At 64.0% G+C, this 23,311-nt stretch carries 19 protein-coding genes; 15 read left to right on the top strand and 4 right to left on the bottom strand.

The features are described 5' to 3' along the window. Nucleotides 1-20 precede the first annotated feature (20 nt). Nucleotides 21-1,004 carry a DUF1853 family protein gene (locus PMI38_RS02130; RefSeq protein WP_008090069.1) on the bottom strand — a complete coding sequence of 328 codons (984 nt, stop codon included), beginning with the start codon at nucleotides 1,002-1,004 and terminating at the stop codon, nucleotides 21-23. 44 nt (nucleotides 1,005-1,048) lie between these two features. Between PMI38_RS02130 and PMI38_RS02125 the strand changes: the two genes are divergently transcribed. The 11 genes from PMI38_RS02125 to PMI38_RS02075 all read left to right on the top strand — a co-directional run bounded on the left by PMI38_RS02125 (nucleotide 1,049) and on the right by PMI38_RS02075 (nucleotide 13,088). Then, the gene (locus PMI38_RS02125; protein WP_008090067.1) at nucleotides 1,049-1,939 is read left to right on the top strand and encodes an NAD(+) kinase; all 891 of its coding nucleotides are present in this window, start codon (nucleotides 1,049-1,051) and stop codon (nucleotides 1,937-1,939) included. Continuing rightward, nucleotides 1,939-2,910 (top strand): metallophosphoesterase, encoded by a 972-nt coding sequence (locus tag PMI38_RS02120; protein WP_008090065.1) that lies wholly within the window; start codon nucleotides 1,939-1,941, stop codon nucleotides 2,908-2,910. The genes PMI38_RS02125 and PMI38_RS02120 overlap by 1 nt, the downstream gene beginning before the upstream one ends. Continuing rightward, nucleotides 2,907-3,785 carry a rhomboid family intramembrane serine protease gene (locus tag PMI38_RS02115; protein ID WP_008090063.1) on the top strand — a complete coding sequence of 293 codons (879 nt, stop codon included), beginning with the start codon at nucleotides 2,907-2,909 and terminating at the stop codon, nucleotides 3,783-3,785. The genes PMI38_RS02120 and PMI38_RS02115 overlap by 4 nt, the downstream gene beginning before the upstream one ends. Nucleotides 3,786-3,798: 13 nt before the next feature. Further along, complete coding sequence (locus PMI38_RS02110) at nucleotides 3,799-4,059, top strand: YeaC family protein (protein WP_008090060.1); 261 nt, start codon at nucleotides 3,799-3,801, stop codon at nucleotides 4,057-4,059. Then, nucleotides 4,056-4,886 (top strand): DUF2797 domain-containing protein, encoded by an 831-nt coding sequence (locus PMI38_RS02105; RefSeq protein WP_008090058.1) that lies wholly within the window; start codon nucleotides 4,056-4,058, stop codon nucleotides 4,884-4,886. The genes PMI38_RS02110 and PMI38_RS02105 overlap by 4 nt, the downstream gene beginning before the upstream one ends. A gap of 13 nt (nucleotides 4,887-4,899) precedes the next feature. Continuing rightward, a complete protein-coding gene (gene pepN / locus PMI38_RS02100) occupies nucleotides 4,900-7,557 on the top strand; it encodes an aminopeptidase N (RefSeq protein ID WP_008090055.1) in 2,658 nt (885 codons plus the stop codon). A 280-nt stretch (nucleotides 7,558-7,837) separates the two neighbouring features. Then, a complete protein-coding gene (locus PMI38_RS02095) occupies nucleotides 7,838-8,863 on the top strand; it encodes a YCF48-related protein (protein WP_008090053.1) in 1,026 nt (341 codons plus the stop codon). A 20-nt stretch (nucleotides 8,864-8,883) separates the two neighbouring features. Then, nucleotides 8,884-11,259 (top strand): efflux RND transporter permease subunit, encoded by a 2,376-nt coding sequence (locus PMI38_RS02090; protein ID WP_043272808.1) that lies wholly within the window; start codon nucleotides 8,884-8,886, stop codon nucleotides 11,257-11,259. 142 nt (nucleotides 11,260-11,401) lie between these two features. Then, nucleotides 11,402-11,689: a DUF5629 family protein gene (locus PMI38_RS02085; RefSeq protein WP_043272806.1), complete on the top strand. Its 288-nt coding sequence runs from the start codon at nucleotides 11,402-11,404 to the stop codon at nucleotides 11,687-11,689. After that, nucleotides 11,655-12,785: a lactonase family protein gene (locus PMI38_RS02080; protein ID WP_008090047.1), complete on the top strand. Its 1,131-nt coding sequence runs from the start codon at nucleotides 11,655-11,657 to the stop codon at nucleotides 12,783-12,785. Before PMI38_RS02085 ends, PMI38_RS02080 begins: the two co-directional genes overlap by 35 nt. Before the next feature lie 123 nt (nucleotides 12,786-12,908). Then, entirely contained in the window at nucleotides 12,909-13,088 is a 180-nt protein-coding gene (locus tag PMI38_RS02075) for a hypothetical protein (protein WP_008090046.1), read from the top strand. Nucleotides 13,089-13,199: 111 nt separating this feature from the next. On the opposite strand, the gene PMI38_RS02070 is transcribed toward PMI38_RS02075, so the two are convergent. Genes PMI38_RS02070 through PMI38_RS02060 form a run of 3 tightly spaced genes read right to left on the bottom strand, consistent with a single transcriptional unit; the run spans nucleotide 13,200 to nucleotide 18,669 of the window. Next, nucleotides 13,200-13,793, bottom strand: coding sequence for a glutathione S-transferase (locus PMI38_RS02070; protein ID WP_008090044.1), 594 nt, complete (start codon nucleotides 13,791-13,793; stop codon nucleotides 13,200-13,202). Next, a complete protein-coding gene (locus tag PMI38_RS02065; protein WP_008090042.1) occupies nucleotides 13,790-17,434 on the bottom strand; it encodes an AAA family ATPase in 3,645 nt (1,214 codons plus the stop codon). The genes PMI38_RS02070 and PMI38_RS02065 overlap by 4 nt, the downstream gene beginning before the upstream one ends. Continuing rightward, complete coding sequence (locus PMI38_RS02060; protein WP_008090040.1) at nucleotides 17,431-18,669, bottom strand: exonuclease SbcCD subunit D C-terminal domain-containing protein; 1,239 nt, start codon at nucleotides 18,667-18,669, stop codon at nucleotides 17,431-17,433. The genes PMI38_RS02065 and PMI38_RS02060 overlap by 4 nt, the downstream gene beginning before the upstream one ends. Nucleotides 18,670-19,091: 422 nt before the next feature. Here PMI38_RS02060 and PMI38_RS02055 point away from each other — a divergent pair, with 422 nt between their 5' ends. From PMI38_RS02055 to PMI38_RS02040, 4 genes are all read left to right on the top strand, one after another. After that, on the top strand, nucleotides 19,092-20,939 hold the full coding sequence (locus PMI38_RS02055) for a type VI secretion system Vgr family protein (protein ID WP_008090038.1): 1,848 nt from the start codon (nucleotides 19,092-19,094) through the stop codon (nucleotides 20,937-20,939). 11 nt (nucleotides 20,940-20,950) lie between these two features. Then, nucleotides 20,951-21,526, top strand: coding sequence for a hypothetical protein (locus tag PMI38_RS02050; RefSeq protein WP_008090036.1), 576 nt, complete (start codon nucleotides 20,951-20,953; stop codon nucleotides 21,524-21,526). A gap of 40 nt (nucleotides 21,527-21,566) precedes the next feature. Further along, on the top strand, nucleotides 21,567-22,034 hold the full coding sequence (locus tag PMI38_RS02045) for a DcrB-related protein (RefSeq protein ID WP_008090034.1): 468 nt from the start codon (nucleotides 21,567-21,569) through the stop codon (nucleotides 22,032-22,034). 5 nt (nucleotides 22,035-22,039) lie between these two features. Next, nucleotides 22,040-23,311, top strand: a 1,272-nt coding sequence (locus tag PMI38_RS02040; RefSeq protein ID WP_008090033.1) for a DUF6531 domain-containing protein, incomplete at its 3' end; no start/stop codon positions are given.

Here is a 23,311-nt window from a genome sequence, read left to right as displayed (position 1 = left end):
GGCGATAGGGCCGGTACAGGTCACCTGAAAACGGGCAATTGCGGCCAGCTGTCGGACACCAGGAACACCCGCTCGACCTCATGCCACACACCCTCTGAGCCTGGCTCCAGCCTGACCAGCATCTGCGCCGGTGCCTGCGGGTCCAATTCCGCCAGCCAAGCGGCGAACTGCAGGGGCGCCCAGCACTCATTCGCTTCGACCCGTGCCGGCGCCAGCCAGGCTTGGCGTGGCAGCGGCTGCCAGCGTTCGCTCGCGCTCATCGGCCAATCCCGGCGCCGTACCCAACGCCCCCGCAGGTGCTCCGGGTTGGCCCCCTCAGGCGGTTCAGCATGCCCAGGCCACGGGTAGAACAGATACCCCGCAAGCCACAGATGCGCCTGCACCTGCTCCACGCCAAGCTCGGCTAGCGCCTCACGGCTGTGTGCCTGACCCGACATCGGCAACTGATGGCCAGCCAGATGCGCCAGCTTGTTGCCCAACCGGTCATGGCAGCCGGGCCCCAGCCACTGCGCCGAGTCACGGCCATCGCCGTCGGCAGGCCCCAGGTAGAGTTTGATGGCCAGTTCCAGGTGATGGGTGCCGTCGCGGTCGCGTAGCAGGATGTCCAGCTCGCCCAATGTTCGGCTGTGGTCGCGGATCGCCAGGTTGGCAGCCAGCAACGCGATGCCCGGCGCCTGGCCCAGGGCAAATTGCCACAGACATTCGTAGTACAGGCCCAGGCGGCGGCTGGTGAGTTTCGCCAGCCACGCGCGCAGGGGCTGGTCGTCGGCGTCCAGCACCCGCAACCAATCCTTCAGGCGCTGCGGATCAGTCGCCCAGGCGCTGCCCGCCAGCGGATGGCGCTGGGGGCAGGGCGGGGCGCTCAGCAGCGGTGGCGATAGCAGGACCCAGGCCAGGTCGCGCACGGCAGGGCGGCGCAATTGACGGGGCAGCGCGTGCAGCTCGGCGAAAGGCATCATGCTGCGAGCATAGCCGGTTTGCCGCTGGCCGGTCGTTTCGCCCATAATCCCGGCATCGTCACCCCGCCGCAGAGCCTCGCAGGAGCCCCATGGAGCAATTTCGCAATATCGGTATCATCGGCCGCCTTGGCAGCTCCCAGGTGCTCGACACCATTCGCCGACTGAAAAAATTCCTCCTCGAGCGCCACCTGCACGTGATTCTCGAGGACACCATTGCCGAAGTCCTGCCAGGCCATGGCCTGCAGACGTCGACGCGCAAGCTGCTGGGCGAGGTCTGCGACCTGGTCATCGTGGTCGGCGGTGACGGCAGCCTGCTCGGCGCCGCCCGCGCCCTGGCCCGGCACAATATCCCGGTACTGGGTATCAACCGCGGCAACCTGGGTTTCCTCACCGATATCCGCCCCGACGAGCTGGAAGAAAAGGTCGCCGAAGTGCTCGACGGCCACTACCTGGTGGAAAACCGCTTCCTGCTGCAGGCCGAGGTGCGCCGCCATCACGAGGCGATCGGCCAGGGCGATGCGCTCAACGACGTGGTCCTGCACCCGGGCAAGTCGACGCGGATGATCGAGTTCGAGATCTACATCGACGGCCAGTTCGTCTGCAGCCAGAAGGCCGACGGCCTGATCGTCGCCACCCCGACCGGCTCGACCGCCTACGCGCTGTCGGCCGGTGGCCCGATCATGCACCCCAAGCTCGACGCCATCGTCATCGTGCCGATGTACCCGCACACCCTGTCGGGCCGGCCGATCGTGGTGGATGGCAACAGCGAGCTGAAGATCGTGGTGTCCAAGGACCTGCAGATCTATCCGCAAGTGTCCTGTGACGGCCAGAACCACTTCACCTGCGCCCCCGGCGACACCATCACGGTGAGCAAGAAACCGCAGAAGCTGCGCCTGATCCACCCGCTCGACCACAACTACTATGAGGTTTGCCGCACCAAGCTCGGCTGGGGCAGCCGCCTCGGAAGCAGGGACGACTGATGCTCGATCCGGCGCGAAGTTTCGACATCATCGGTGACGTGCACGGCTGTGCACTGACCCTCGAACGGTTGCTCGACGCCCTCGGCTACAAGCGCGTCAGCGGCGTGTGGCGCCATCCGCGACGCCAGGCGCTGTTCCTCGGCGACATCGTCGACCGCGGCCCGCGCATCCGCGAGGCGCTGCACATCGTCCACGACATGGTCGAAGCCGGCCAGGCGTTCTGCATCATGGGCAACCACGAATACAACGCCCTGGGCTGGGTCACCCCGGCACTGCCCGGCAGCGGCAAGGCCTTCGTGCGCGAGCACACGCCACGCCATGCCCGCCTGATCGACGAGACCCTGACCCAGTTCGCCCAGCACCCCGGCGACTGGCACGACTTCATCCAGTGGTTCTACGACCTGCCGCTGTTCGTCGACGCCGGGCGCTTCCGCCTGGTGCATGCCTGCTGGGACCCTCGCCTGATCGAACCGTTGCGCCAGCAATACCCCGATGGGCGCATCGACGAGCATTTCATCCAGGCCTCGGCAGTGTCCGGCAGCTTCGCCGCCACCGTGTGCAACCGCCTGCTGCGCGGCACCGACATGCGCTTGCCGGACGGTCTGACCCTGACCGGCGGCGACGGCCTGACCCGCGCCTTCTTCCGCACCAAGTTCTGGGAAGAAGACCCGCAAACCTACGGCGACATCGTCTTCCAGCCCGATGCGCTGCCCGACGATGTGGCCCGCACACCCCTGAGCCACACCGAGAAGAACGCCTTGCTACGCTATGCCGAGGACGAGCCGATGCTGTTTGTCGGCCATTACTGGCGCAGCGGCCGTCCGGCACCGATCCGCGGCAACCTGGCGTGCCTCGACTACAGTGCGGTGCTGTACGGCAAGCTGGCGGCCTATCGGCTGGATGATGAAACCCGGATCGACCCGCACAAGTTCGTGTGGGTCGACGTCGACCGACCGCAGGCCAACCAATGAATATCGTCGAAGTGATGCGCCTGCCGTTGTCGGTCGACCTTAGCGGCTTCGTCCATCTGCTGCAGCGCCTGCAGGTGCCCCATCGGGTCAGCGAAGAGGGCGAAGTCCAGGTGCTCTGGGCCCCGGACACGATTGCCGCGGATGTCCTTCAGCTCTACCAGCGCTACCCCGATGGCAACGCCGACATCGAAGCCGCCGCGCCCTCTGTGGGAGCCGGCTTGCCGGCGAAAGGGCCAACCCTGACCGAGCAGGCAAAAGCCTGCAAGGTCACCGCCTTCACCCTGTTCCTCTGCCTGGTGGTCGCCGGCCTCACCAGCCTGGGCGACAACCTCGTCACCATCAGCTGGTTCACCTTCCTCGACTTCCGCGTGCAGGGCGAATACCTGCACTTCACCCCGCTGGCCCAGGGCCTGGCCGAAGGCCAGTGGTGGCGCCTGGTGTCGCCGATGCTGCTGCACTTCGGCGTGCTGCACCTGGCCATGAACGGCCTGTGGTACTGGGAGCTGGGCAAGCGCATCGAACTGCGCCAGGGCCCCTGGCTGCTGCTGGGCCTGACCCTGCTGTTCAGCCTGGTGTCGAACCTTGCCCAGCACTACACCAGTGGCCCGAGCCTGTTCGGCGGCCTGTCCGGCGTGCTGTACGGCCTGCTCGGCCATGTCTGGCTGTACCAGTGGCTGGCGCCCAACCGCTTCTTCAGCCTGCCCAAGGGCGTGCTGGTGATGATGCTCGTCTGGCTGGTCATCTGCCTGACCGGTGTGGTCGGCCAGCTTGGCTTCGGCCAGATCGCCAACGCCGCCCACGTCGGCGGGTTGCTCATCGGATGCCTGACGGGCCTCTTGGGCGGGGCGCTGGCCCGGCGTAAACTGTCCGCTTGATTTAGGAGACGCTATGTCCACGTTCACGCAAATGATCGAAAACATCACCCCGGAAATCTACCAAAGCCTGAAAACGGCGGTGGAAATCGGCAAATGGTCCGATGGCCGCAAGCTCACCCCCGAGCAGAAAGAGCTGTCGCTGCAGGCTGTGATCGCCTGGGAGATGAAAAACCTGCCCGAAGACCAGCGCACCGGTTACATGGGCCCGCAGGAGTGCGCTTCGAAATCCGCACCGATCGCCAACATTCTGTTCAAGTCGGACTCGGTACATTGATCGAACTCGCTCGTGGCTCTTTGAGCAAGATGGCAGTACGCCTGGAAGCACCGCTGGTGCAGTACAGCTTCCGCCTGGATGACACGCAGGTACCGGTCAACCCGCTGATCGGCCAGCGCCTGCGCCTTGAGTACCTCGGTGCCATCCACTGCACCCATTGCGGCAAGCGCACCAAGACCAGCTTCAGCCAGGGTTACTGCTATCCGTGCATGACCAAGCTGGCCCAGTGCGACGTCTGCATCATGGCCCCGGAACGATGCCACTACGACGCCGGCACCTGCCGTGAGCCGTCCTGGGGCGAACAGTTCTGCATGACCGACCATGTGGTCTACCTGGCCAACTCGTCGGGGATCAAGGTCGGCATCACCCGCGCCACCCAGTTGCCCACCCGCTGGCTCGACCAGGGCGCCAGCCAGGCATTGCCGATCATGCGCGTGGCCACCCGCCAGCAGTCAGGGCTGGTCGAAGACGTGCTGCGCAGCCAGGTGCCGGACCGCACCAACTGGCGAACCCTGCTCAAGGGCGACGCCGAAATGCTCGACCTGGTGGCCGTTCGCGAACAGATATTCGATGCCTGCGCCGACGGCCTGCGCGAGCTGCAAGGGCGCTTTGGCCTGCAGGCGATCCAGGCATTGCCCGACGCCGAAGTGGTCGAGATGAAATACCCGGTCGAGGCCTACCCGAAAAAGATCGTCAGCTTCAACCTCGACAAGGACCCGGTGGTGGAGGGCACGCTGCTGGGCATCAAGGGCCAGTACCTGATCTTCGACACCGGCGTGATCAACATTCGCAAGTACACGGCCTACCAGTTGGCCGTGCTCCAGTAAAAAGGACCTGCACATGCGTACCGAACAACCGCGAGTGATCTACCTCAAGGACTATCAGGCGCCCGAGTACCTGATCGACGAGACGCACCTGACCTTCGAGCTGTTCGAGGACCACACCCTGGTCCATGCGCAACTGGTCATGCGCCGCAACCCGGCACGCGGTGCCGGCCTGCCGCCACTGGTGCTCGACGGCCAGCAGCTGGAATTGCAGAGCGTGCAGCTGGATGACCAGGCCCTGGCCGCTGGCGAGTATCAGCTCGAAGCCGACAGCCTGACCGTGCAGCCCAGGACCGAGCGCTTCACCCTCGACACCAGCGTGAAGATCCACCCGGAGAGCAACACCGCGCTGGAAGGCCTGTACAAGTCCGGCAAGATGTTCTGCACCCAGTGCGAAGCCGAGGGCTTTCGCAAGATCACCTATTACCTCGACCGCCCGGACGTGATGAGCACCTTCACCACCACGGTGATCGCCGAGCAGCATCGTTACCCGGTGCTGTTGTCGAACGGCAACCCGATCGGCAGTGGTCCGGCCGAAGACGGCCGCCACTGGGCGACCTGGGAAGACCCATTCATGAAACCGGCCTACCTGTTCGCCCTAGTGGCCGGTGACCTCTGGTGCGTGGAAGACAAGTTCGTGCGCCAGTCCGGCCGCGACGTCACCCTGCGTATCTACGTCGAGCCCGAGAACATCGACAAGTGCGACCACGCCATGGTCAGCCTGAAGAAGTCCATGCGTTGGGACGAGGAGGTCTACGGCCGTGAATACGACCTGGACATCTTCATGATCGTCGCGGTCAACGACTTCAACATGGGCGCCATGGAAAACAAGGGCCTGAACATCTTCAACTCCAGCTGTGTGCTGGCCCGTGCCGAAACCGCCACCGATGCCGCCCACCAGCGGGTCGAAGGTGTGGTCGCCCACGAGTACTTCCACAACTGGTCGGGCAACCGCGTGACTTGCCGTGACTGGTTCCAGCTGTCGCTCAAGGAAGGCTTCACGGTGTTCCGTGACGCCGAGTTCAGCGCCGACATGAATTCGCGCACGGTCAAGCGGATCGAGGACGTGGCCTACCTGCGCACTCACCAGTTCGCCGAGGACGCCGGCCCCATGGCGCACCCGGTGCGCCCGGACAGCTTCATCGAGATCTCCAACTTCTACACCCTGACCGTGTACGAAAAGGGCGCCGAAGTGGTGCGCATGGTCCGTACCCTGTTGGGGACCGAAGGCTTCCGCAAGGGCAGCGACCTGTACTTCGAGCGCCACGATGGTCAGGCGGTGACCACCGACGATTTCATCAAGGCCATGGAAGACGCCAACGGCGTCGACCTGACCCAGTTCAAGCGCTGGTACAGCCAGGCCGGCACGCCGCGCCTGGAGGTCAGCGAGGCCTATGATAGCGCCGCGCAAACCTACAGCCTGACGTTCCGCCAGAGCTGCCCGGCCACCCCGGACAAGGCCGAGAAACAGCCGTTCGTGATCCCGGTGGAGCTGGGCCTGCTGGATGCCCAGGGCAACGACCTGCCGCTGCGCCTGGTGGGTGAGTCGGCTGCCGCCGGCACCAGCCGCGTGCTGTCGGTGACCGAGGCCGAGCAAACCTTCACCTTCCAGGGCATCGCGGCCAAGCCGCTGCCATCGTTGCTGCGCGGTTTCAGTGCGCCGGTGAAGTTGAGCTTCCCGTACGATCGCGACCAGCTGATGTTCCTCATGCAGCACGACAGCGACGGTTTCAACCGTTGGGAAGCCGGCCAGCAACTGTCGGTGCAGGTCCTGCAGGAACTGATCGGCCAACACCAGCGCGGCGAAGCACTGAAGCTCGACCAGCGCCTGATCACCGCCCTGGGCACCGTGCTGGCCAACGCGTCGCTGGACGCTGCCATGGTTGCCGAGATGCTCTCGCTGCCGGGCGAGGCGTACCTCACCGAGATCAGCCAGGTGGCTGACGTCGATGCCATCCACGCGGCTCGCGAGTTCGCCCGCCAGCAGATCGCCGCGCAGCTGTTCGATGCCCTGTGGGCGCGCTACCAGGCCAACCGCGAGGTGTCGCGCAACACCGCCTACGTGGCCGCAGCCGAGCACTTTGCCCGCCGCAGCCTGCAGAACATCGCCCTGTCGTACCTGATGCAGAGCGGCAAGCCGCAGGTGCTGGAAGCGACGCTGGAGCAGTTCGACCAGTGCGACAACATGACCGAACGCCTGACGGCGCTGGCCGTGTTGGTCAACTCGCCGTTCGAAGCCGAGCGGGCCAAGGCGCTGGAAAGCTTCGCCGAGCACTTCAAGGACAACCCGCTGGTCATGGACCAGTGGTTCAGCGTGCAGGCCGCCAGTGCCTTGCCGGGCGGGCTGGCGCGGGTCAAGGCGCTGATGCAGCACCCCGCGTTCACCTTGAAGAACCCGAACAAGGTACGGGCATTGATCGGTGCCTTTGCCGGGCAGAACCTGGTCAACTTCCATGCCGCCGATGGTACGGGGTATCGCTTCCTGGCGGACCTGGTGATCGAACTGAATGCGCTGAACCCGCAGATCGCTTCGCGTCAACTGGCGCCGCTGACCCGCTGGCGCAAGTATGACGATGCGCGTCAGGCGCTGATGAAGGGTGAGCTGGAGCGGATTCTGGCCTCCGGTGCGCTGTCCAGTGATGTCTATGAGGTTGTGAGCAAAAGTCTGGCTTGAGTCTTTTGTAGCCTGAGCCGGCCTCTTCGCGGGGCAAGCCCGCTCCCACAGGTACACCACAGCTCTCATGGGCAGTGATGGACCTGTGGGAGCGGGCTTGCCCCGCGAAGCTTTTTGGCGGTTAACAAAACATAACGCAGCGTGCGTTGTAATGTTTCAACCTCCCCCGATACGATGACCCCAAGCGCTTGCAGGCCTCTACCACAAGCTTTTCGCAGTACCTGCAAAGCACAGACCCACTAACAAGAACAAATTGGGGGCGGTCATGAGTGAGCGGGTAATGACGCAGGCCAGGCGCAGCACCTGGCCATTGGCGGCCGGCGCGATGCTGGCGCTGGCGATGGGCATATGGGCAGAGCGCGCGCAAGCGGCCACTGCCGACGAGTACTCGAGCGAATCGGCCAAGGCCAGCCAGAGCCTGCTGATCGATGCCGCCCATGCCGGGCAACGGCTGGTGGTGGTCGGTGATCGCGGCCACATCCTGTTCTCCGACGACCAGGGCAAGACCTGGACCCAAGCCCGCGTGCCCACCCGTCAACTGCTCACTGCCGTGTTCTTCCTCGACGACAAGCGCGGCTGGGCAGTCGGCCACGATGCGCAGATCCTCGTCAGCACCGATGGCGGCGCGACCTGGACAAGACAGTTCGAAGACCTCTCCCGCGAAGCACCGTTGCTCGATATCACTTTCCTCGACGCCCAGCACGGCTTTGCCGTCGGCGCCTATGGTGCCTTGCTGGAAACCGCCGATGGCGGCCAGCACTGGCAGGAGGTCGGCGACCGCCTGGACAACCCTGACCAGCTCCACCTCAATGGCATTGCCGTGGTCAAGGACGCCGGGCTGTTCATCGTTGGCGAGCAGGGCAGCATGTACCGCTCCAGCGACAACGGCCAGACCTGGACCAAGCTCGAAGGCCCCTACGAGGGCTCGCTGTTCGGTGTGATCGGCACCGCCCATGCCCACACGCTGCTTGCCTACGGCCTGCGCGGCAACCTGTTCCGTTCCACCGACTTTGGCGACAGCTGGCAGCCGATCGCGCTCAAGGCCGCGCGCGGCACCCTCGAATTCGGCCTGGCAAGCGCTACGCTTCTCGATGATGGCAGCCTGGTATTGGTCGGCAATGGCGGCAGCGTGCTGCGCAGCCAGGACGACGGGCAGACCTTCAGCGTCTACAACCGCGCCGACCGCATCGCCCTGGCCGGTGCCAGTGGCCTGGCCAATGGAGGCCTGCTGCTGGTGGGGCAGGGTGGGGTACATCTGGCCACCGCTGAAGGTGCCGACCAAACCGACAAGGAGCCGCGTCCATGACCAGCAGGGAGAGCATCACCATGCACCCGCACCACCAGGACAAGGCCACGCTGCTTGAGCGCCTGATCTTCAACAACCGTCCTGTGGTCATCGCCCTGTGTCTGCTGGTCAGCATCTTCCTGTTCTGGCAGGCCACGCAGATCCGGCCCTCGACCAGTTTCGAGAAGATGATCCCGCTGCAGCACCCCTTCATCGAACAGATGATGGAGCACCGCAACGACCTGGCCAACCTGGGCAACACCGTGCGCATCTCGGTCGAGGCCGTCAACGGCGATATCTTCGACAAGGACTACATGGAGACCCTGCGGCAAATCCATGACGAGGTGTTCTACATCCCGGGTGTCGACCGCGCCGGCCTCAAGTCGCTGTGGAGCCCCAGCGTGCGCTGGAGCGAGGTCACCGAGGAGGGCTTCTCCGGTGGCGAGGTGATCCCCAATACCTACAATGGCTCGGCCGAAAGCCTCGACACCCTGCGCGACAACGTGCTCAAGTCCGGCCAGGTCGGGCGCCTGGTGGGCAACAACTTCAAATCCAGCATCGTCGATATCCCCTTGCTGGAAAGCTTCCCCGACCCGCAGGACCCGGGCAAGCAGGTCAAGCTCGACTATCAGAAGTTCTCCCACCAGCTCGAAGCGCAGATCCGCGACAAGTTCCAGGCGCAGAACCCCAACGTGAAGATCCACATCGTCGGCTTCGCCAAGAAGGTTGGCGACCTGATCGACGGCCTGGTGATGGTGGCGATGTTCTTCGGTGTGGCCCTGGTCATCACCTGGATCCTGCTGTACTGGTTCACCTGGTGCATCCGCAGCACCATCGCCGTGCTCATCACCACCCTGGTGGCGGTGGTCTGGCAGCTGGGCCTGATGCATGCGGTGGGCTTCGGCCTGGATCCGTATTCGATGCTGGTGCCGTTCCTGATCTTCGCCATCGGCATCTCCCACGGGGTGCAGAAGATCAACGGCATCGCCTTGCAATCGAGTGGCGCCGACAACGCCCTGACCGCTGCCCGGCGCACCTTCCGCCAGCTGTTCCTGCCGGGGATGATCGCCATTCTCGCAGACGCGGTGGGCTTCATCACCTTGCTGATCATCGACATCGGCGTGATCCGCGAACTGGCCATCGGCGCCTCGATCGGCGTGGCCGTCATCGTCTTCACCAACCTGATCCTGTTGCCGGTGGCGATCTCCTATGTCGGCATCAGCAAGAAGGCGGTGGAGCGCAGCAAGAAGGACGCCACCCGCGAGCACCCGTTCTGGCGCCTGCTGTCGAACTTCGCCAGTGCCAAGGTGGCGCCGGTGTCCATCGCCCTGGCCCTGGTGGCCTTCGCAGGTGGCCTGTGGTACAGCCAGAACCTGAAGATCGGCGACCTCGACCAGGGCGCGCCTGAACTGCGCCCCGACTCGCGCTACAACCAGGACAACAACTTCATCATCAGCAACTACTCGACCAGTTCGGACGTGCTGGTGATCATGGTCAAGACGCCGGCGGAGAGCTGTTCGATCCACTCGACCATGGCGCCGATCGACGAGCTGATGTGGACCATGGAGAACACCCAGGGCGTGCAGTCGGCGATTTCCCTGGTCACCGTGTCCAAGCAAGTGATCAAGGGCATGAACGAGGGCAGCCTGAAATGGGAAACCCTGTCGCGCAACCCGGACATCCTCAACAACTCCATCGCCCGTGCCGACGGCCTGTACAACGCCGATTGCTCGCTGGCGCCGGTACTGGTGTTCCTCAACGACCACAAGGCCGAAACACTGGAGCGCGTCACCCAGGTGGCCCAGGCGTTCGCCGACAGCCACAACAAGGAAGGCCTGCAGTTCCTGCTGGCGGCCGGTAATGCCGGGATCGAGGCGGCCACCAACGAAGTGATCAAGTCGGCCGAGCTGACCATCCTGGTGCTGGTGTACATCTGCGTGGCGGTGATGTGCCTGATTACCTTCCGCTCCTTCGCCGCCACCTTGTGCATCGTGCTGCCGCTGGTGCTGACCTCGGTACTGGGCAATGCGCTGATGGCGTTCATGGGCATCGGCGTGAAGGTCGCCACCCTGCCGGTGGTGGCGCTGGGTGTGGGTATCGGCGTGGACTACGGCATCTACATCTACAGCCGTCTGGAAAGCTTCCTGCGGGCTGGCCTGCCGTTGCAGGAGGCGTACTACGAAACCCTGCGCTCGACCGGCAAGGCCGTGCTGTTCACCGGCCTGTGCCTGGCCATTGGCGTGTGCACCTGGATCTTCTCGGCGATCAAGTTCCAGGCCGACATGGGGCTGATGCTGACCTTCATGTTGCTGTGGAACATGTTCGGTGCGCTGTGGCTGCTGCCGGCATTGGCGCGGTTCCTGATCAAGCCGGAGAAGATGGTGGGCAAGGAGGGGGGCTCGATCTTCGCCCATTGAGTGGTAAGGCCGTTGTGGGAGCGGGCTTGTCCCGCGAACAAGGCACCGCGGAGTCTGGCAAGGGCTCCGCCCTTGTTCGCGGGGCAAGCCCGCTCCCACATAGGACTGTATAATGCCGGCTCACTTCACCTTCGGTACCTCCATGTCCCTCGCCACCGCCCTCGCATCCTGCGACATGCTCCTGATCGACGGCCTGCACGCCTTCGACTTCACCTTCGACGAATCGGGCCTCATGGTCGAATGCATGGACGGCCGCCAGCACCGCCGCTGGACCTTCACCACCGAGCAGATCGCTACCGCTGTCGGCGCCGGTGACGAGTGGGTCGTCAACGATGCCCAGGGCGAGCATCGTCTAGTCTGTATGAGTGCCTTTCGCGCCCCGGATGAAGAGAACGATGAACCGGATCTGGACGAGCCTGCTGACCGCTAGCCTGATGAGCCTGACCCTCAATGCCAATGCCGCCACGCTGTTGGTCGGCAGTTACACCGACGGCGCCAGCCAGGGCATCTACCGCTACGCGTTCGACAGCAAGAGCGGGCAGATCACCCCCCAGCCGTTGCAAGTGGTGAAGAGTGTCAGCCCGTCGTGGCTGGTGCTCTCCGCCGATCAGCGACAACTGTTCGCGGTCAACGAAACGGTGCAGGGCCACGCCAGCAGTTTCAGCGTCAGCAGCAAAGGTGAGATCAAGCCGCTCAACCAGGTGGCCACGCGCGGCGACGAACCGACCCACGCCAGCCTCAGTCGCGACCAGCGCTACCTGTTCGTCGCCAATTACGCTGTCGCCCCTGATCCTGGAGGCAGCCTGGTGGTGATCCCGGTGGCCAAGGACGGCAAGCTCAAGGACGTGGTGCAGCAAGTGCGGCACAAGCCCAGTGGTGTGAACCCCGAGCGCCAGGCCGGTGCCCATGTGCATTCGCTGGTGCTGTCGCCCGATGGCTTGCACGTGTATGCCTGTGACCTGGGGGCCGACAAGGTCTTCATCTACCGTTACGACGGCGCCAGCCCGAAAGAGCCGCTCACCCCGGCGATTCCGGCCGCGGTAGACCTGCCGCCCGGCAGCGGCCCGCGCCATCTGCTGTTCGATGCCAAGGGGCGGCACGCCTACCTGACCCTGGAAATGAGTGCCGAGGTGGTCATGTTCGATGTCCAGGACGATGCCTTGCTCGAACGCCAGCGCTTGCCCCTGACCGATCAGCAGGAGGCTGCAGCCAAGGCGGCCGGCGGGCTGCACCTGTCGGCGGATGGGCGCTTCCTGTACGTCAGCAATCGCGGTACGGCCAACGAGATCGTGGTGTTCGGCGTGGGCAAGGACGATGGCCGGCTGGCGTTCCTGCAGCGCCGCTCGGTGGAGGGCGATCACCCCCGTGAATTTGCCCTGGACCCGAGTGACAATTTCCTGCTGGTGGCCAACCAGAAGAGCAACCAGATCGTGGTCATGCGCCGCGATCCGCGTAGTGGGAAGCTGGGTAAGACGGTACAGACGATGTCGCAGGAGGCGCCATCGGACCTGAAGTTTATCGAGTGACTATCGATACGCGTGATAATCCCTACCAGCGCAATGAATTTCTGCAGGCGACCTCAGCGGCGTAAGTTTGGCTCAAGGCCCACACGGGCTACCGTCAATCCACCGCAGTCGAGGTCAGCCCAGATGAACTTCAATCTCTTCCCGGTCATCGCCGCATCCGCCATTTCCGCCTCCGTGGTGCTGCCGGCCCACGCCCATGCCGACAACAGCCCCAAGGCGTCCAGTACTCACAGCTACACCGAACAGTACCTGCGCCAGAGCGCCCATTACCATGCGGCGTTGAGTGGCAAGCACAACCACTGAGCCTGTGGGAGCGGGCTTGTCCCGCGAAGAAGGCACCGCGGTGTATGGCCAGGGCTTTGCCCTGGTTCGCGGGGCAAGCCCGCTCCCACAGGGACCGTGCAACACCGATCGCTATCGGGCCATCACCGTCCTGAGCAGCTCGGACGCCAACCACCCCTCCAGCCAGCTCCGCACGCGCGGATAAGCCGCCTCGGCGAACCACTGCGGTTCGACCCCGGCAAACTGGCGCATCAGGGGCAGCAAGGCGGCATCGGCCAGGCTCGGATGCTTGGCCAGCAGGTACGACCGGCCTTCGAGCAGGTGTTCCAGGGTCGCCAGCCAAGGCTCGGCCTGCTGGCGATAATGTTCCCGTGAATGCTCAGGGTAGCGCTCGGCATACTTGTACAGATTCACCTGTACCTTGAACGCGCTGTCGTTGCGGGCAATCAACGCGTCGGCCTGCTGCGCGGCGGCGGGGTCGGCCTGCAGGCGCCAGTCCTGCGGGTCGTGCTGTTCAAGCGCCCAGCGCATGATGTCCAGGCTCTCTTCCAGCACCCCGTGACCGGTGTCGAGCACCGGCACCGTACCCTTGGGCGACAAGGCCAGCAACTCGGCTGGCTTGTTCTTCATCGTTACTTCGCGGATTTCCACGGCGCAGCCGGCATAGCGCAGGGCCAAGCGCGCGCGCATGGCCCACGGGCAGCGGCGGAACGAGTAGAGAATCACCCGCACACCTCCACGTCACTCAAGCCATTGCCTTGACGGCGCACCTGGATCTGCACCGGAATGCGCTCATGCATTTCCTGCACGTGGGAAATCACCGCCACCTTGCGGCCCTGCGCCTGCAGGCCGTCCAGGGCATCCATGGCCAGTTGCAGCGACTCGGGGTCTAGGCTGCCGAAACCTTCGTCGATAAACAGCGATTCGATCCGCAGCGTGCTCGATGCCATCGACGCCAGGCCAAGGGCCAGGGCCAGCGAAACCAGGAAGGTCTCGCCACCGGACAACGAATGCACCGAACGCAGTTCGTCACCCATTTCGGTGTCCAATACCAGCAGACCCAGGGCACTGCCGCCGCGCTTGAGGCGGTAGCGGCGTGCCAGCTGGCGCAACTGGGCGTTGGCGTGGTGCAGCAGCAGGTCGAGGTTGTAGCCCTGGGCGATCTTGCGGAAAACATCGCCGGAGGCCGAGCCGATCAGGGCATTGAGGCGTGCCCAGCGCTGCCATTGCTGGTACGCCTGCTCGATCTCGCCTGCAAGGGCCTGGTGCGCCTGTTGCCGGCGCTGGTCGTCGGCCTGCTGGGCGCGCAGTTCGGCGCATTGCTGTTCGTGACCGGCCAGGCGCTCGCGCAATTCGCCCAGGGCCTGCTCCAGGGCTTCGGCCGAGGTTTCCACGGTCATCTGTGCGCTGTGCTGCTGCAGGCGCTGCTCGCGCTCCTGCAGCAGCACGCGGCCTTGTTCGATGGCCCGTTCGGCACCTTGCTGGCACTGGCGCAGCGCGTTGAGCTGGGCATCGTCCACGGCCAGCAGACGGTCCAGGCCGGCATCGTCCAGTTCCGGGTGCGCCGCGCGCCACTGGGCGATGTCGCCCTGCAACTGCTGGCATTCACTGGCCAGCGCCTGCTGCTGCTGGGCATTGGCCTTGAGTTCGCTGGCCAGTTGCACGCCTTGGGTGCGCAGGTCCTGCAGGCGCTGGGCGGTGTCGGCGTCGAGCGCGCGGGCCTGTTCCAGCTGCGCGTCCATATGCTGCTGCCAGGCTTCGGCGCTGGCGTGTTGGCCGAGCAGTTGGTCGAGGGACGCTCGCGCCTGCTGACGCTGTTCGTCCAGCGCGGCGAGCTTGTGCTGCAGTTGCTGTTGCGACTGCAGGCGCACCTGCTGCTGGTCGCGCAGCTTGTCCAGTTGCACTTGGCGCGCCTGCTGCTCGTGCTGCTCGTCCTTGCGTTGCTCCAGATGCTGCAAACGCTGGGCGATCTGCTGGTCGAGGGCGAGGAAGGCGTGGGCCGGGTCGTCGCTCAGGGCCTTGAGCACTTCCTGTGGCAGGACGCTGGCAAGGTCGTCCAGCCCTTGCTGCAGTTGCTGTTCATCGTTGGCCAGGGCCTGATGCTGGTGATCCAGCTGGTGCTGCGCCTGCTGCTGGGCCTGCTGCGCCGCCTGCAGCTGCTGGTTGAGGCGGGCGGATTCCTTTTGCAGGGTGAGCAGGGCGCTTTGACGCTTCTCGTCCTGGTTGATTTCATCGTTGAGCCGGCGCAGCTGGCTGTCGAGCCAGGCGCTGCGGGCCTTGTCATCCTGGGGCGCAAGGGCTGGCCACAGGCTGTGGGCCTGGACCAGGGCCTGCAGCGGCTGCAACAGCTCGCCCAGCTGGGCCTGTTGTTGTTGGTAATCCTTGAGCTGGGCATTGACCACGCCCAGTCGGGTGCGCAAGTCCACCAGCTTGTCGTTGAGGGCATCGACCTGCTTCTGCGCGGCTTCCTCTTCGGCCTGGTCGTGGCGGCCCAGGCTCTGCAGCAGCGCTTCAGGCTGGTGGAACGGATGCTCGGCGCTGCCGCAGACCGGGCACGGCTCGCCGTCTCGCAGCTGACCGCGCAGTTCCTCGACGCTGGTGTTGCGTGCCAGGCGCTGGCGCGCCAGCAGTTGGCGGGTGAGGGTGAGCGCCTGCTCGGCCGCTTCCAGTTCCGCCTTGGCCGCCGTGCCTTCGCCGATCAGCTGCTGGCGTTGCTGCATGGCCTGCTGCTGGCGCTCGCGCAGTGCATCGAGCTGCTGGCGCAGTTCCAGTTCGCGGCTATGCAAGCGCGACAGCTCCTCGACGGCGCGCTGTTGTTTACGGTTGTCCTGCAGCATGCCGCCGAGCAGGTCGATCTGCTCCGCCAGCGCCTGGGGTTCGGCCCCGGCTTCCTGGAACAACAGGTCGAAGGCGTCGCGCTCGGCCTGCAACTGTGCGTTGGCCTGGCTGACCCGGGCCTGCAGGCCGGGCAGCTCTTCGCGACCCTTGGCCAGGCGCCCGCCGGTGAGCATCACCTGCTTGAGTTGCGGCAGGTAGGCCTGCCAGGCATTGGCCAGACCCTCCAGGTGCTGGCTGTCGGCCAGGGCTGTGTCGATCTGCGCCAGTTGCTGCAGGCTGCGCTGCTGGTGTTCTTCCAGTTGCTGCAGTTGCTGCTGGCCTTCGGCGAGCGCTTGGTCGGCCTGCTCGCTGGCGCTGCGCTGAGCCAGCTGCTCTTGCTCCAGGCGAGCCAGGCTGTCCTGGCCGGCAAAGGCTTGACGCAGGCGCGGTGCATCCTCGCTGTGCTGTGCCTGGTGTTGTGCCAGGGCCTGGCGTGCCGCATCCAGCGCCTGTTCCAGCTCGCCGGTGCGCACGTGCAGTTCGGCTTGCTGGCGTTGCTGTTCGGTGAGGGTCGCGGCCAGGGGGGCCAGCTGCGCATCGAGCATCTGCTGGCGGTGGAACTGGTGGCGCTGTGGCGCCAGGCGCTCCAGGCGTTGCAGGTCGAGGCGCTGTTCGGCCAGTTGTTGCCAGTTGTGCTCGGCAGCCTGCAGGCCCGTGCCGGCTTCGGCGTGTTGGGCCTGCAGCTGGCGCTGTTCATCGAGCCACTTGCGTTGCTGTTCCAGCTGGCGCTCGCCAGCCTGGTCGGCCTTGAACTGCTGCTGCGCCTGTTCCAGGCGCTGGTCGAGCTCCGCGCGGGCTTCGGCGGCCATCGGCAGCAGGTGGCTGGCACGGTCATTGAGCGCTTTGTGCGCCTCGGCGGTTTCCCGTGCCTTGCTGAAGGCGCGCTGGCCGAGGCGGGTGTAGATGGCGGTGTTGGTGAGCTTTTCCAGCAGCTCGCTGCGCTCTTTGTCGTCGGCCTTGAGGAAAGCGCCGAATTCGCTTTGCGCCAGCATCACCGCGCGGGTGAACTGCTCGAAGTTCAGGCCCAGGCGGGCTTCGATCAGTTGCTTGTATTCGTTCTTGCCGCTGCCCAGCAGCTGTTCGCTGTCCAGGTCGTAGAGGCTCTGGCGGCTGTTCTGCAGCTTGCCGCTGGCCTTGTCGCGGGCGCGATTGGCTTCCCAGCGCGCACGGTAGCGGTGGCCGTCGATGCCGACGAAGTCGACTTCGGCAAAGCCGCTGCCGGTGCCACGGCGCAGCAGGTTGCGCGGGTCGGAGGTGGGAATGTCGCCGTCGGCGTCGGGCACCTTGGCTTCACGACCGATGTCATTGAGTCGCGGCACGGTACCGAACAGGGCCAGGCACAAGGCGTCGAGCAAGGTGCTCTTGCCGGCCCCGGTGGGTCCGGTGATGGCGAACAGGCCGGCACTGGCCAGGGGTTCGGCGGTGAAGTCGATGTCTACCGGGCCGGCCAGCGATGCCAGGTTCTTCAGGCGGATGGCGAGAATCTTCATGGCTGTTCCTCTTCCAGCTGGACGTCCTGCAGCAGCAGGGCGAAGTCGGCCAGGGCCTGCTCGTCGACGGGGTTGCCATAGGCCTGCTCCCAGGCGCGGCTGAACAGATCCTGCGGGGTCATCTGTGACAGCTCGACGAAGGCCAGGTCATCGTCATCCTGACCGCCACTGCCGGCATATTCGGCGCTGATGCGCACCAGCCGCACCGCCTTGCCGTGCAGGGCACCCTCGATCTGCTGGCGCAGGTCCGGTTGCGGCTCGTCCAGTTGCACGCGCACTTCCAGCCAGGGTTGCCGGTTGGGGTCTTCCAGCAGGTCAATGACCGGCAGCTCGGCAAGTGCGGTGAGCAGCTCGCCCAACGGCGCAGGCCCCAGGCGTTGCAGGGCCACGGCGCGTGGCACAGGGCGTGGTTCGACGCTGAGCAGTTCGCTGCCCTGCAGTTCGACTTCCAGCACCTGGTGCGGGTAGTTGATTTCGGCGAACGACAGCGGGATCGGCGAGCCGCTGTAGCGGATGCGGGCTTCGCGGTTGACCTTCTGCGGCTTGTGCAAGTGGCCCAGGGCAACGTAGCTGATGTCCTTGTCGAACAACTTGGCCGGCAAGGCTTCGGCGTTGCCGATGATCAGGCTGCGCTCGGAGTCCTCGGACACCGCGCCCCCGGCCATGTGCGCATGGCTGATGGCGATCAGCGCCTGGTCCTTCTTGCGTTTCTTCTGCGCGGCGGCGATCAGCTGCTGGTGCACCTGGGTGATGCCTTGCAGGTAGTCGTCGCCCAACTGCGGGCCGGTGACTTCGGCTGGGCGCAGGAAGGGCAGGGCCAGGCACCAGGCGGCGACCTTGCCACGGCCATTGGTCAGCGGGATCAGCAGGCGCTCGGCATCCAGCTGGCCTTCGTCGAGCCAGTGCACCCGGCCCAGCGCATGGGTGCGCAGGCGACGCATGAGTGCGGCGGGCAGCTCGATGCGCGAGCCGGAGTCGTGGTTGCCGGCGATCATCACGATGTCCAGTTTCGGCTGCTGCTCGTGGGCCTGGACGATGAAGTCGTAGAGCCGCTCCTGGGCTTTGACCGGTGGGTTGACCGTGTCGAAGATATCGCCCGCGATCAGCAGCGCATCCGGCTGGCGCAGGTGCAGCTGGCCGAGCAGCCAGTCGAGGAAGCAGGCGTGTTCGAAGTCGCGTTCCTGGCCGTGCAGGCTTTGGCCCAGGTGCCAGTCGGAGGTGTGAAACAGACGCATGGATGACCTGTTGGTGTCGAGTCAGGCAAGCGCAGGGCTTGGCTTGAAGGATGGGCTTCGCGAAGGCGCGTATGGTAACCCAACCCAGGGTGGTGATGCCCTTCTTCAGCAATTTTGTAACTGGCCGATTCAACCGAACCCCTGTAGGAGCGGGCTTGCCCGCGATCAAGGGCGAAGCCCTTGCCAGGCCGCGCCATGCCTGAAACCTGCGCCATTGCTGCCTCGCATTCCGTTTCACCGCAAGCACGCCCTCAGCAGGCTGAACATTGCTCTCAGAAACGATGAAATTGCATGTAGGCCTCATCCTACAAATAGCCGTTGTTTTCTAAACGTCAGGTTCATTGGCTGCCATTTCCCATCGACCTAACCTGCGCCCTTTCAACGCACGAGCATGCCAATCGTGCCGACAAGGAGAGAGCGCAATGATCATTGACCTGGTCGAGCGGCTGTCGTCGCAGCATCGTCGACTGTTCAAGTTCCACCACCTAAACGACCCCGACCAGCCGCTGCTGCTGGAAAGCTTCACAGGTGCCGACGGGCTGTCCCAGCCGTTCACCTACGAACTGCAACTGATCTGCGACACGCCGCAGATGCCGCTCAAGTCGATGCTGGGTCAGCAGGTCAGCATCGAGATCGAACTGGTCGATACCGCCCCGCGGTTCATCAACGGCTACCTCACGCACTTCGCCAGCCTGGGCAGCGACGGCGCGCTGGAGCGCTACCGCGCGACCTTGAACCCCTGGCTGACGCTGCTCGGGCAGCGAACCGATACACGCATCTTCCAGAACCGCTCGGTCGATGAGGTGCTCGCCGAAGTCTTCGCCCAGTACCCGGGTTATGCCACCTATGCCATGCGCCTGAACCGCCCGCAGAAGCGCCACACTTACCTCACCCAGTACCGCGAAACCGACCTCAACTTCGTCCAGCGCCTGCTGGAGGAGGCGGGGCTTTTCTACTACTTCGAGCACAGCGCCGAAGGCCACACGCTGATCATCTGCGATGACTCCACCGAGCTCGATGTACTCCCGGAGCAAGGGCAGATTCGCTTCCACAGTGCTGCCGTCACCGAGACCGCCGACTCGATCACCCAATGGCGCGCTTGCCGCCAGATGCAGCCCGGCCGGATGGCCGCGCAGACCTTCGACTACCGCCAGCCGCGCAATCGCCTGCCGGTGACCCTGCACAGTCTCAATCAGCAGGGCGCAGTGCCGCGCTTCGAAGTGTACGATCCCGGGCAATACACCCACAGCACCCCGGACGAAGGCGAAGCGTTGCTGCGCTTGCGCGTCGAGGGCCTGGAGCTGGCCGGCAAGCGGTTCGAGGGCGCCAGCAATTGCCGGGCGATGCGCCCGGGGTACAGTTTCGAACTGCTGCAGCACCCAGGCCACCAGGCTGGCCCTGTGGACCAGCGCGAGTTCCTGCTGATGCAGGTGAGCTGCGAAGGCTACAACAACTACCTCGGCGGCCAGCAGGCCCGCTATTTCAATGCTTTCACCTGCGTGCGCAAGAAAATCGCGTTCCGCCCCCAACTGAGTTCGCCCAGACCGATCATTACCGGCCCGCAGACGGCCATCGTCGTCGGCCCGCCAGGCGAGGAAATCTTCACTGACGAACTGGGCCGGGTGAAAGTGCAGTTCCATTGGGACCGCCAGGGCCAGTTCAACGACAGCAGTTCGTGCTGGGTACGTGTGGCGCAGTCCGGTGCCAGTGGTGGTTTTGGCAGTATCCAGATCCCCCGTGTTGGCGATGAAGTGGTGGTGGTGTTCCTCGAGGGCAACCCCGACCGGCCGCTGATCATGGGCAGCCTTTACAACAGTGCCAACACCCCGCCCTGGGCGTTGCCGGCGAACAAGACCCAGAGTGGCTTCCTGACCCGGTCGATGAAGGGCGACGGCGGGACTGCCAACTTCTTCCGCTTCGAAGACAAGGCCGGCGCCGAGCAGATCATCATGCATGCCGAGCGCAACATGGATACCGAGATCGAGCTGGATGAGAGCCATCAGGTGGGGAACAACCGGTCGATCAAGGTGGGCGGTACGCACGCCGAGGTCATCAAGAAAGATACCGTGGTGAATGTCCAGGAGGGCAGTTACACCCTGAAGGTAGACCGGAAATTCATCCAGATGAGTGCCAAGGAAAGCATTCTGCTTGAGGTGGGGGGCAGCAAGATCACCCTCACGCCAAAAGGCATCACCATCGAAGCCAAAAAAATCGACATTCTTGGCAAGAACACCTTTGTCAAAGGTGATCGCGTTGATATCAACGAATAAGGTGCATGCAGATGTACAGACCCAGCATCTACGACAGAATTTCCCAAAAGCGAGAGGCCGCTGAGGCGCTTGCCCGGCAAGAAGCGGAGCAGCAACGCATCGCCGCCGAAGTGCCTACGCCAGCCCCTGTGCTGGCACTGGACGCAGAGCAGAATGCGCTTCGCATTGCCGGCTTGAACCTGCTCATGCCCCAAGGCTTCGTATTTCGCGATATCGAGACCACCCTGGAATTCGCCGGTTGCCATGTTTCCTTTGGCGCACGTATGCGCGTTGCGCCAGAGGATCTTGAGTTGAGCAATGCGGTCGAGCTGTTTACCCAGAAGTTGCGTGAGCGCCATGTGGACATCACGGTGGTGCGTCAGTCCGAATCGGTATTGGCTGGTCATCGGGCAATTACCCTTGACTACCAATTCAACGTTGACCAGGAACGCCGTCATGGGCGCGTCGTGTGCGCGATCATCGTTTCTACCGATGGCAATGAGCGCCAGAGGTTGGACATCTCTACGGTGATCGACCCAGACAAATCGCCACTCGCCGATTGGCTGATCGCATTCGACGCCATGCTCGCTGGCATGACCGCGCAGTAACGCGCAAATCCTTTTCACTACTTCATGGAATAGAAGTTCAATGGACTACCAACTGCAGGAAGGATCTATCAACTTGCCGGAAGGCTTCCAGGATCGCACGGTCAACATGTTCATCCTGGGTGACAGCATTCCAGCGCCTCTGAATATCACCGTCTCGCGCGACAACTTGTTGCCGGCCGAAGACCTCAAGGCGTACATCGCCCGCCAGATCAAATTGATTGCCGCGAAACTTCGCGGCTATACCCTGCTGGACAAAAAGCCCGCACAACTCTCCGCCAGCGCGCCGTTGGCGGGTATTCAAGTCGATGCCTACTACCTTAACGACGGTCGGCCGGTGTATCAGCGTCAGGCCGCTTTCGAGATCGCCCCAGGGCGCATCCTGGTCTTTTCCACGACAAGCCAGGCTGACTTCAGCGGCAAACAGAACGAGAGCTGGTTGCAGCTGTTGAACAGCTTCGAGCCGCGTCAGCGTGATGCAGAAACCTCCGCTAACGCCGATCAGGACTGATCCCCATGTTCGAAGCTGCGCGTTGGGGTGATGAGATCGAGCACACCGGCGCCCTGGCCGGTTTCCTTGCCGGGGCAGTGATCGGGTTGGCGATCGCCGCTGCGGGCGCCTTCTTTATTTGCACGGGTGGCCTGGGTGGGATCCTGCTAGGCGCGGTTGTTGGTTTGGGCGCAAGCATGGTGCCGATGCTTGGCGAAAAGTTCGGCTCATCCTTCAGTTCACCTGCGGGGCAGATCGAGCGTGATGGCTGCTCCACGAACGTGTTCATCAACCGGCGTAACGCCGCCCATGCTCAACTGAGCACCACTAAATGCGACAAGCACCCACCGCCAGTGCTGGTAGCAGAAGGCTCGTCCAACGTATTCATCAACGGTGTGGCCGCTTCGCGCAAAGGTGACAAACTCACCTGCGGCGCGAAGATTTCCGGTGGATCGAACAACGTATTCATTGGCGGCGGTACCACTCGCTACCTGCCAGTGGATGACGAAGTGCCGCAATGGCTACGCGTAACCGTCGATGTCCTGATGGTGGTCGCATCGATGGGACGGTCAGTCGCTTCGGTTTACCGCTTGGGGGTGCAAGCGGGCCTCAAGGCCGCGGGCCCGTGCGCTTTGCGCACAGGCGCGACGATTGCGGCTAGCTATCTTGCTGGCCGATTCATCATCGGCCCCGCCGTTGAACGTGCCATTGGCGGCTTCATTGGCAACCCGGTTGATATGACCAATGGGCGCAAGCTGCTCGGCGATGAAACCGACTTCGTGCTGCCGGGCCTGATGCCGATTGAATGGTCACGCTTTTACGCCAGCGACCTGACGGTTGACAGCGTACTTGGCCAAGGCTGGATATTGCCCTGGGAGCAGAGCCTCAGACGCAGTGGTGGCTTCGTCTATCACACCGATAACCAGGGCCGCACAGTTCCGTTCATCGATCTGGAGCCAGGGGAGAGCATCTACAACGCCCACGAGCGCATCCACCTGGTACGTACCGCGGGTGGGCACTACCTCCTGCAAACGCTGGACAACACCTTCTTCTATTTCGGCGAGGTGCCGAACGACAATACCCGCGCGCCTTTATTGCGCCTGGAAAACGCATTAGGTCACTACCTGCATTTCACGCACAGTGCCGATGGCCGACTTGCAGATGTCACTGCACCCGGTGGAGTGCGTGTGCATTTGCACTATGACAACCCACTTGGTCGTCTGACCGATGTGAAGCGCGTGGTGGCAGACAGTGCGGTTGAAACACTGGTGCGCTACCGCTACGACGATAACGGTCAA

It is taken from the genome of Pseudomonas sp. GM84 (assembly GCF_000282535.1).
Classification (GTDB): Bacteria; Pseudomonadota; Gammaproteobacteria; order Pseudomonadales; family Pseudomonadaceae; genus Aquipseudomonas.
The sequence above is the reverse complement of the archived record's forward strand: the minus strand, read 5'-3'. Positions and strand labels throughout refer to the sequence as shown.

Excerpts from the sequence above, each read along its gene's own strand:
- PMI38_RS02095 (WP_008090053.1), top strand. The coding sequence starts at position 7,838 with ATGACGCAGGCCAGGCGCAGCACCTGGCCATTGGCGGCCGGCGCGATG.
- pepN (WP_008090055.1), top strand. The coding sequence starts at position 4,900 with ATGCGTACCGAACAACCGCGAGTGATCTACCTCAAGGACTATCAGGCG.
- PMI38_RS02060 (WP_008090040.1), bottom strand. The coding sequence starts at position 18,669 with ATGCGTCTGTTTCACACCTCCGACTGGCACCTGGGCCAAAGCCTGCAC.
- PMI38_RS02080 (WP_008090047.1), top strand. The coding sequence starts at position 11,655 with ATGAACCGGATCTGGACGAGCCTGCTGACCGCTAGCCTGATGAGCCTG.
- PMI38_RS02125 (WP_008090067.1), top strand. The coding sequence starts at position 1,049 with ATGGAGCAATTTCGCAATATCGGTATCATCGGCCGCCTTGGCAGCTCC.
- PMI38_RS02075 (WP_008090046.1), top strand. The coding sequence starts at position 12,909 with ATGAACTTCAATCTCTTCCCGGTCATCGCCGCATCCGCCATTTCCGCC.
- PMI38_RS02085 (WP_043272806.1), top strand. The coding sequence starts at position 11,402 with ATGTCCCTCGCCACCGCCCTCGCATCCTGCGACATGCTCCTGATCGAC.
- PMI38_RS02065 (WP_008090042.1), bottom strand. The coding sequence starts at position 17,434 with ATGAAGATTCTCGCCATCCGCCTGAAGAACCTGGCATCGCTGGCCGGC.
- PMI38_RS02050 (WP_008090036.1), top strand. The coding sequence starts at position 20,951 with ATGTACAGACCCAGCATCTACGACAGAATTTCCCAAAAGCGAGAGGCC.
- PMI38_RS02045 (WP_008090034.1), top strand. The coding sequence starts at position 21,567 with ATGGACTACCAACTGCAGGAAGGATCTATCAACTTGCCGGAAGGCTTC.
- PMI38_RS02130 (WP_008090069.1), bottom strand. The coding sequence starts at position 1,004 with ATGGGCGAAACGACCGGCCAGCGGCAAACCGGCTATGCTCGCAGCATG.
- PMI38_RS02110 (WP_008090060.1), top strand. The coding sequence starts at position 3,799 with ATGTCCACGTTCACGCAAATGATCGAAAACATCACCCCGGAAATCTAC.
- PMI38_RS02055 (WP_008090038.1), top strand. The coding sequence starts at position 19,092 with ATGATCATTGACCTGGTCGAGCGGCTGTCGTCGCAGCATCGTCGACTG.
- PMI38_RS02090 (WP_043272808.1), top strand. The coding sequence starts at position 8,884 with ATGCACCCGCACCACCAGGACAAGGCCACGCTGCTTGAGCGCCTGATC.
- PMI38_RS02115 (WP_008090063.1), top strand. The coding sequence starts at position 2,907 with ATGAATATCGTCGAAGTGATGCGCCTGCCGTTGTCGGTCGACCTTAGC.
- PMI38_RS02120 (WP_008090065.1), top strand. The coding sequence starts at position 1,939 with ATGCTCGATCCGGCGCGAAGTTTCGACATCATCGGTGACGTGCACGGC.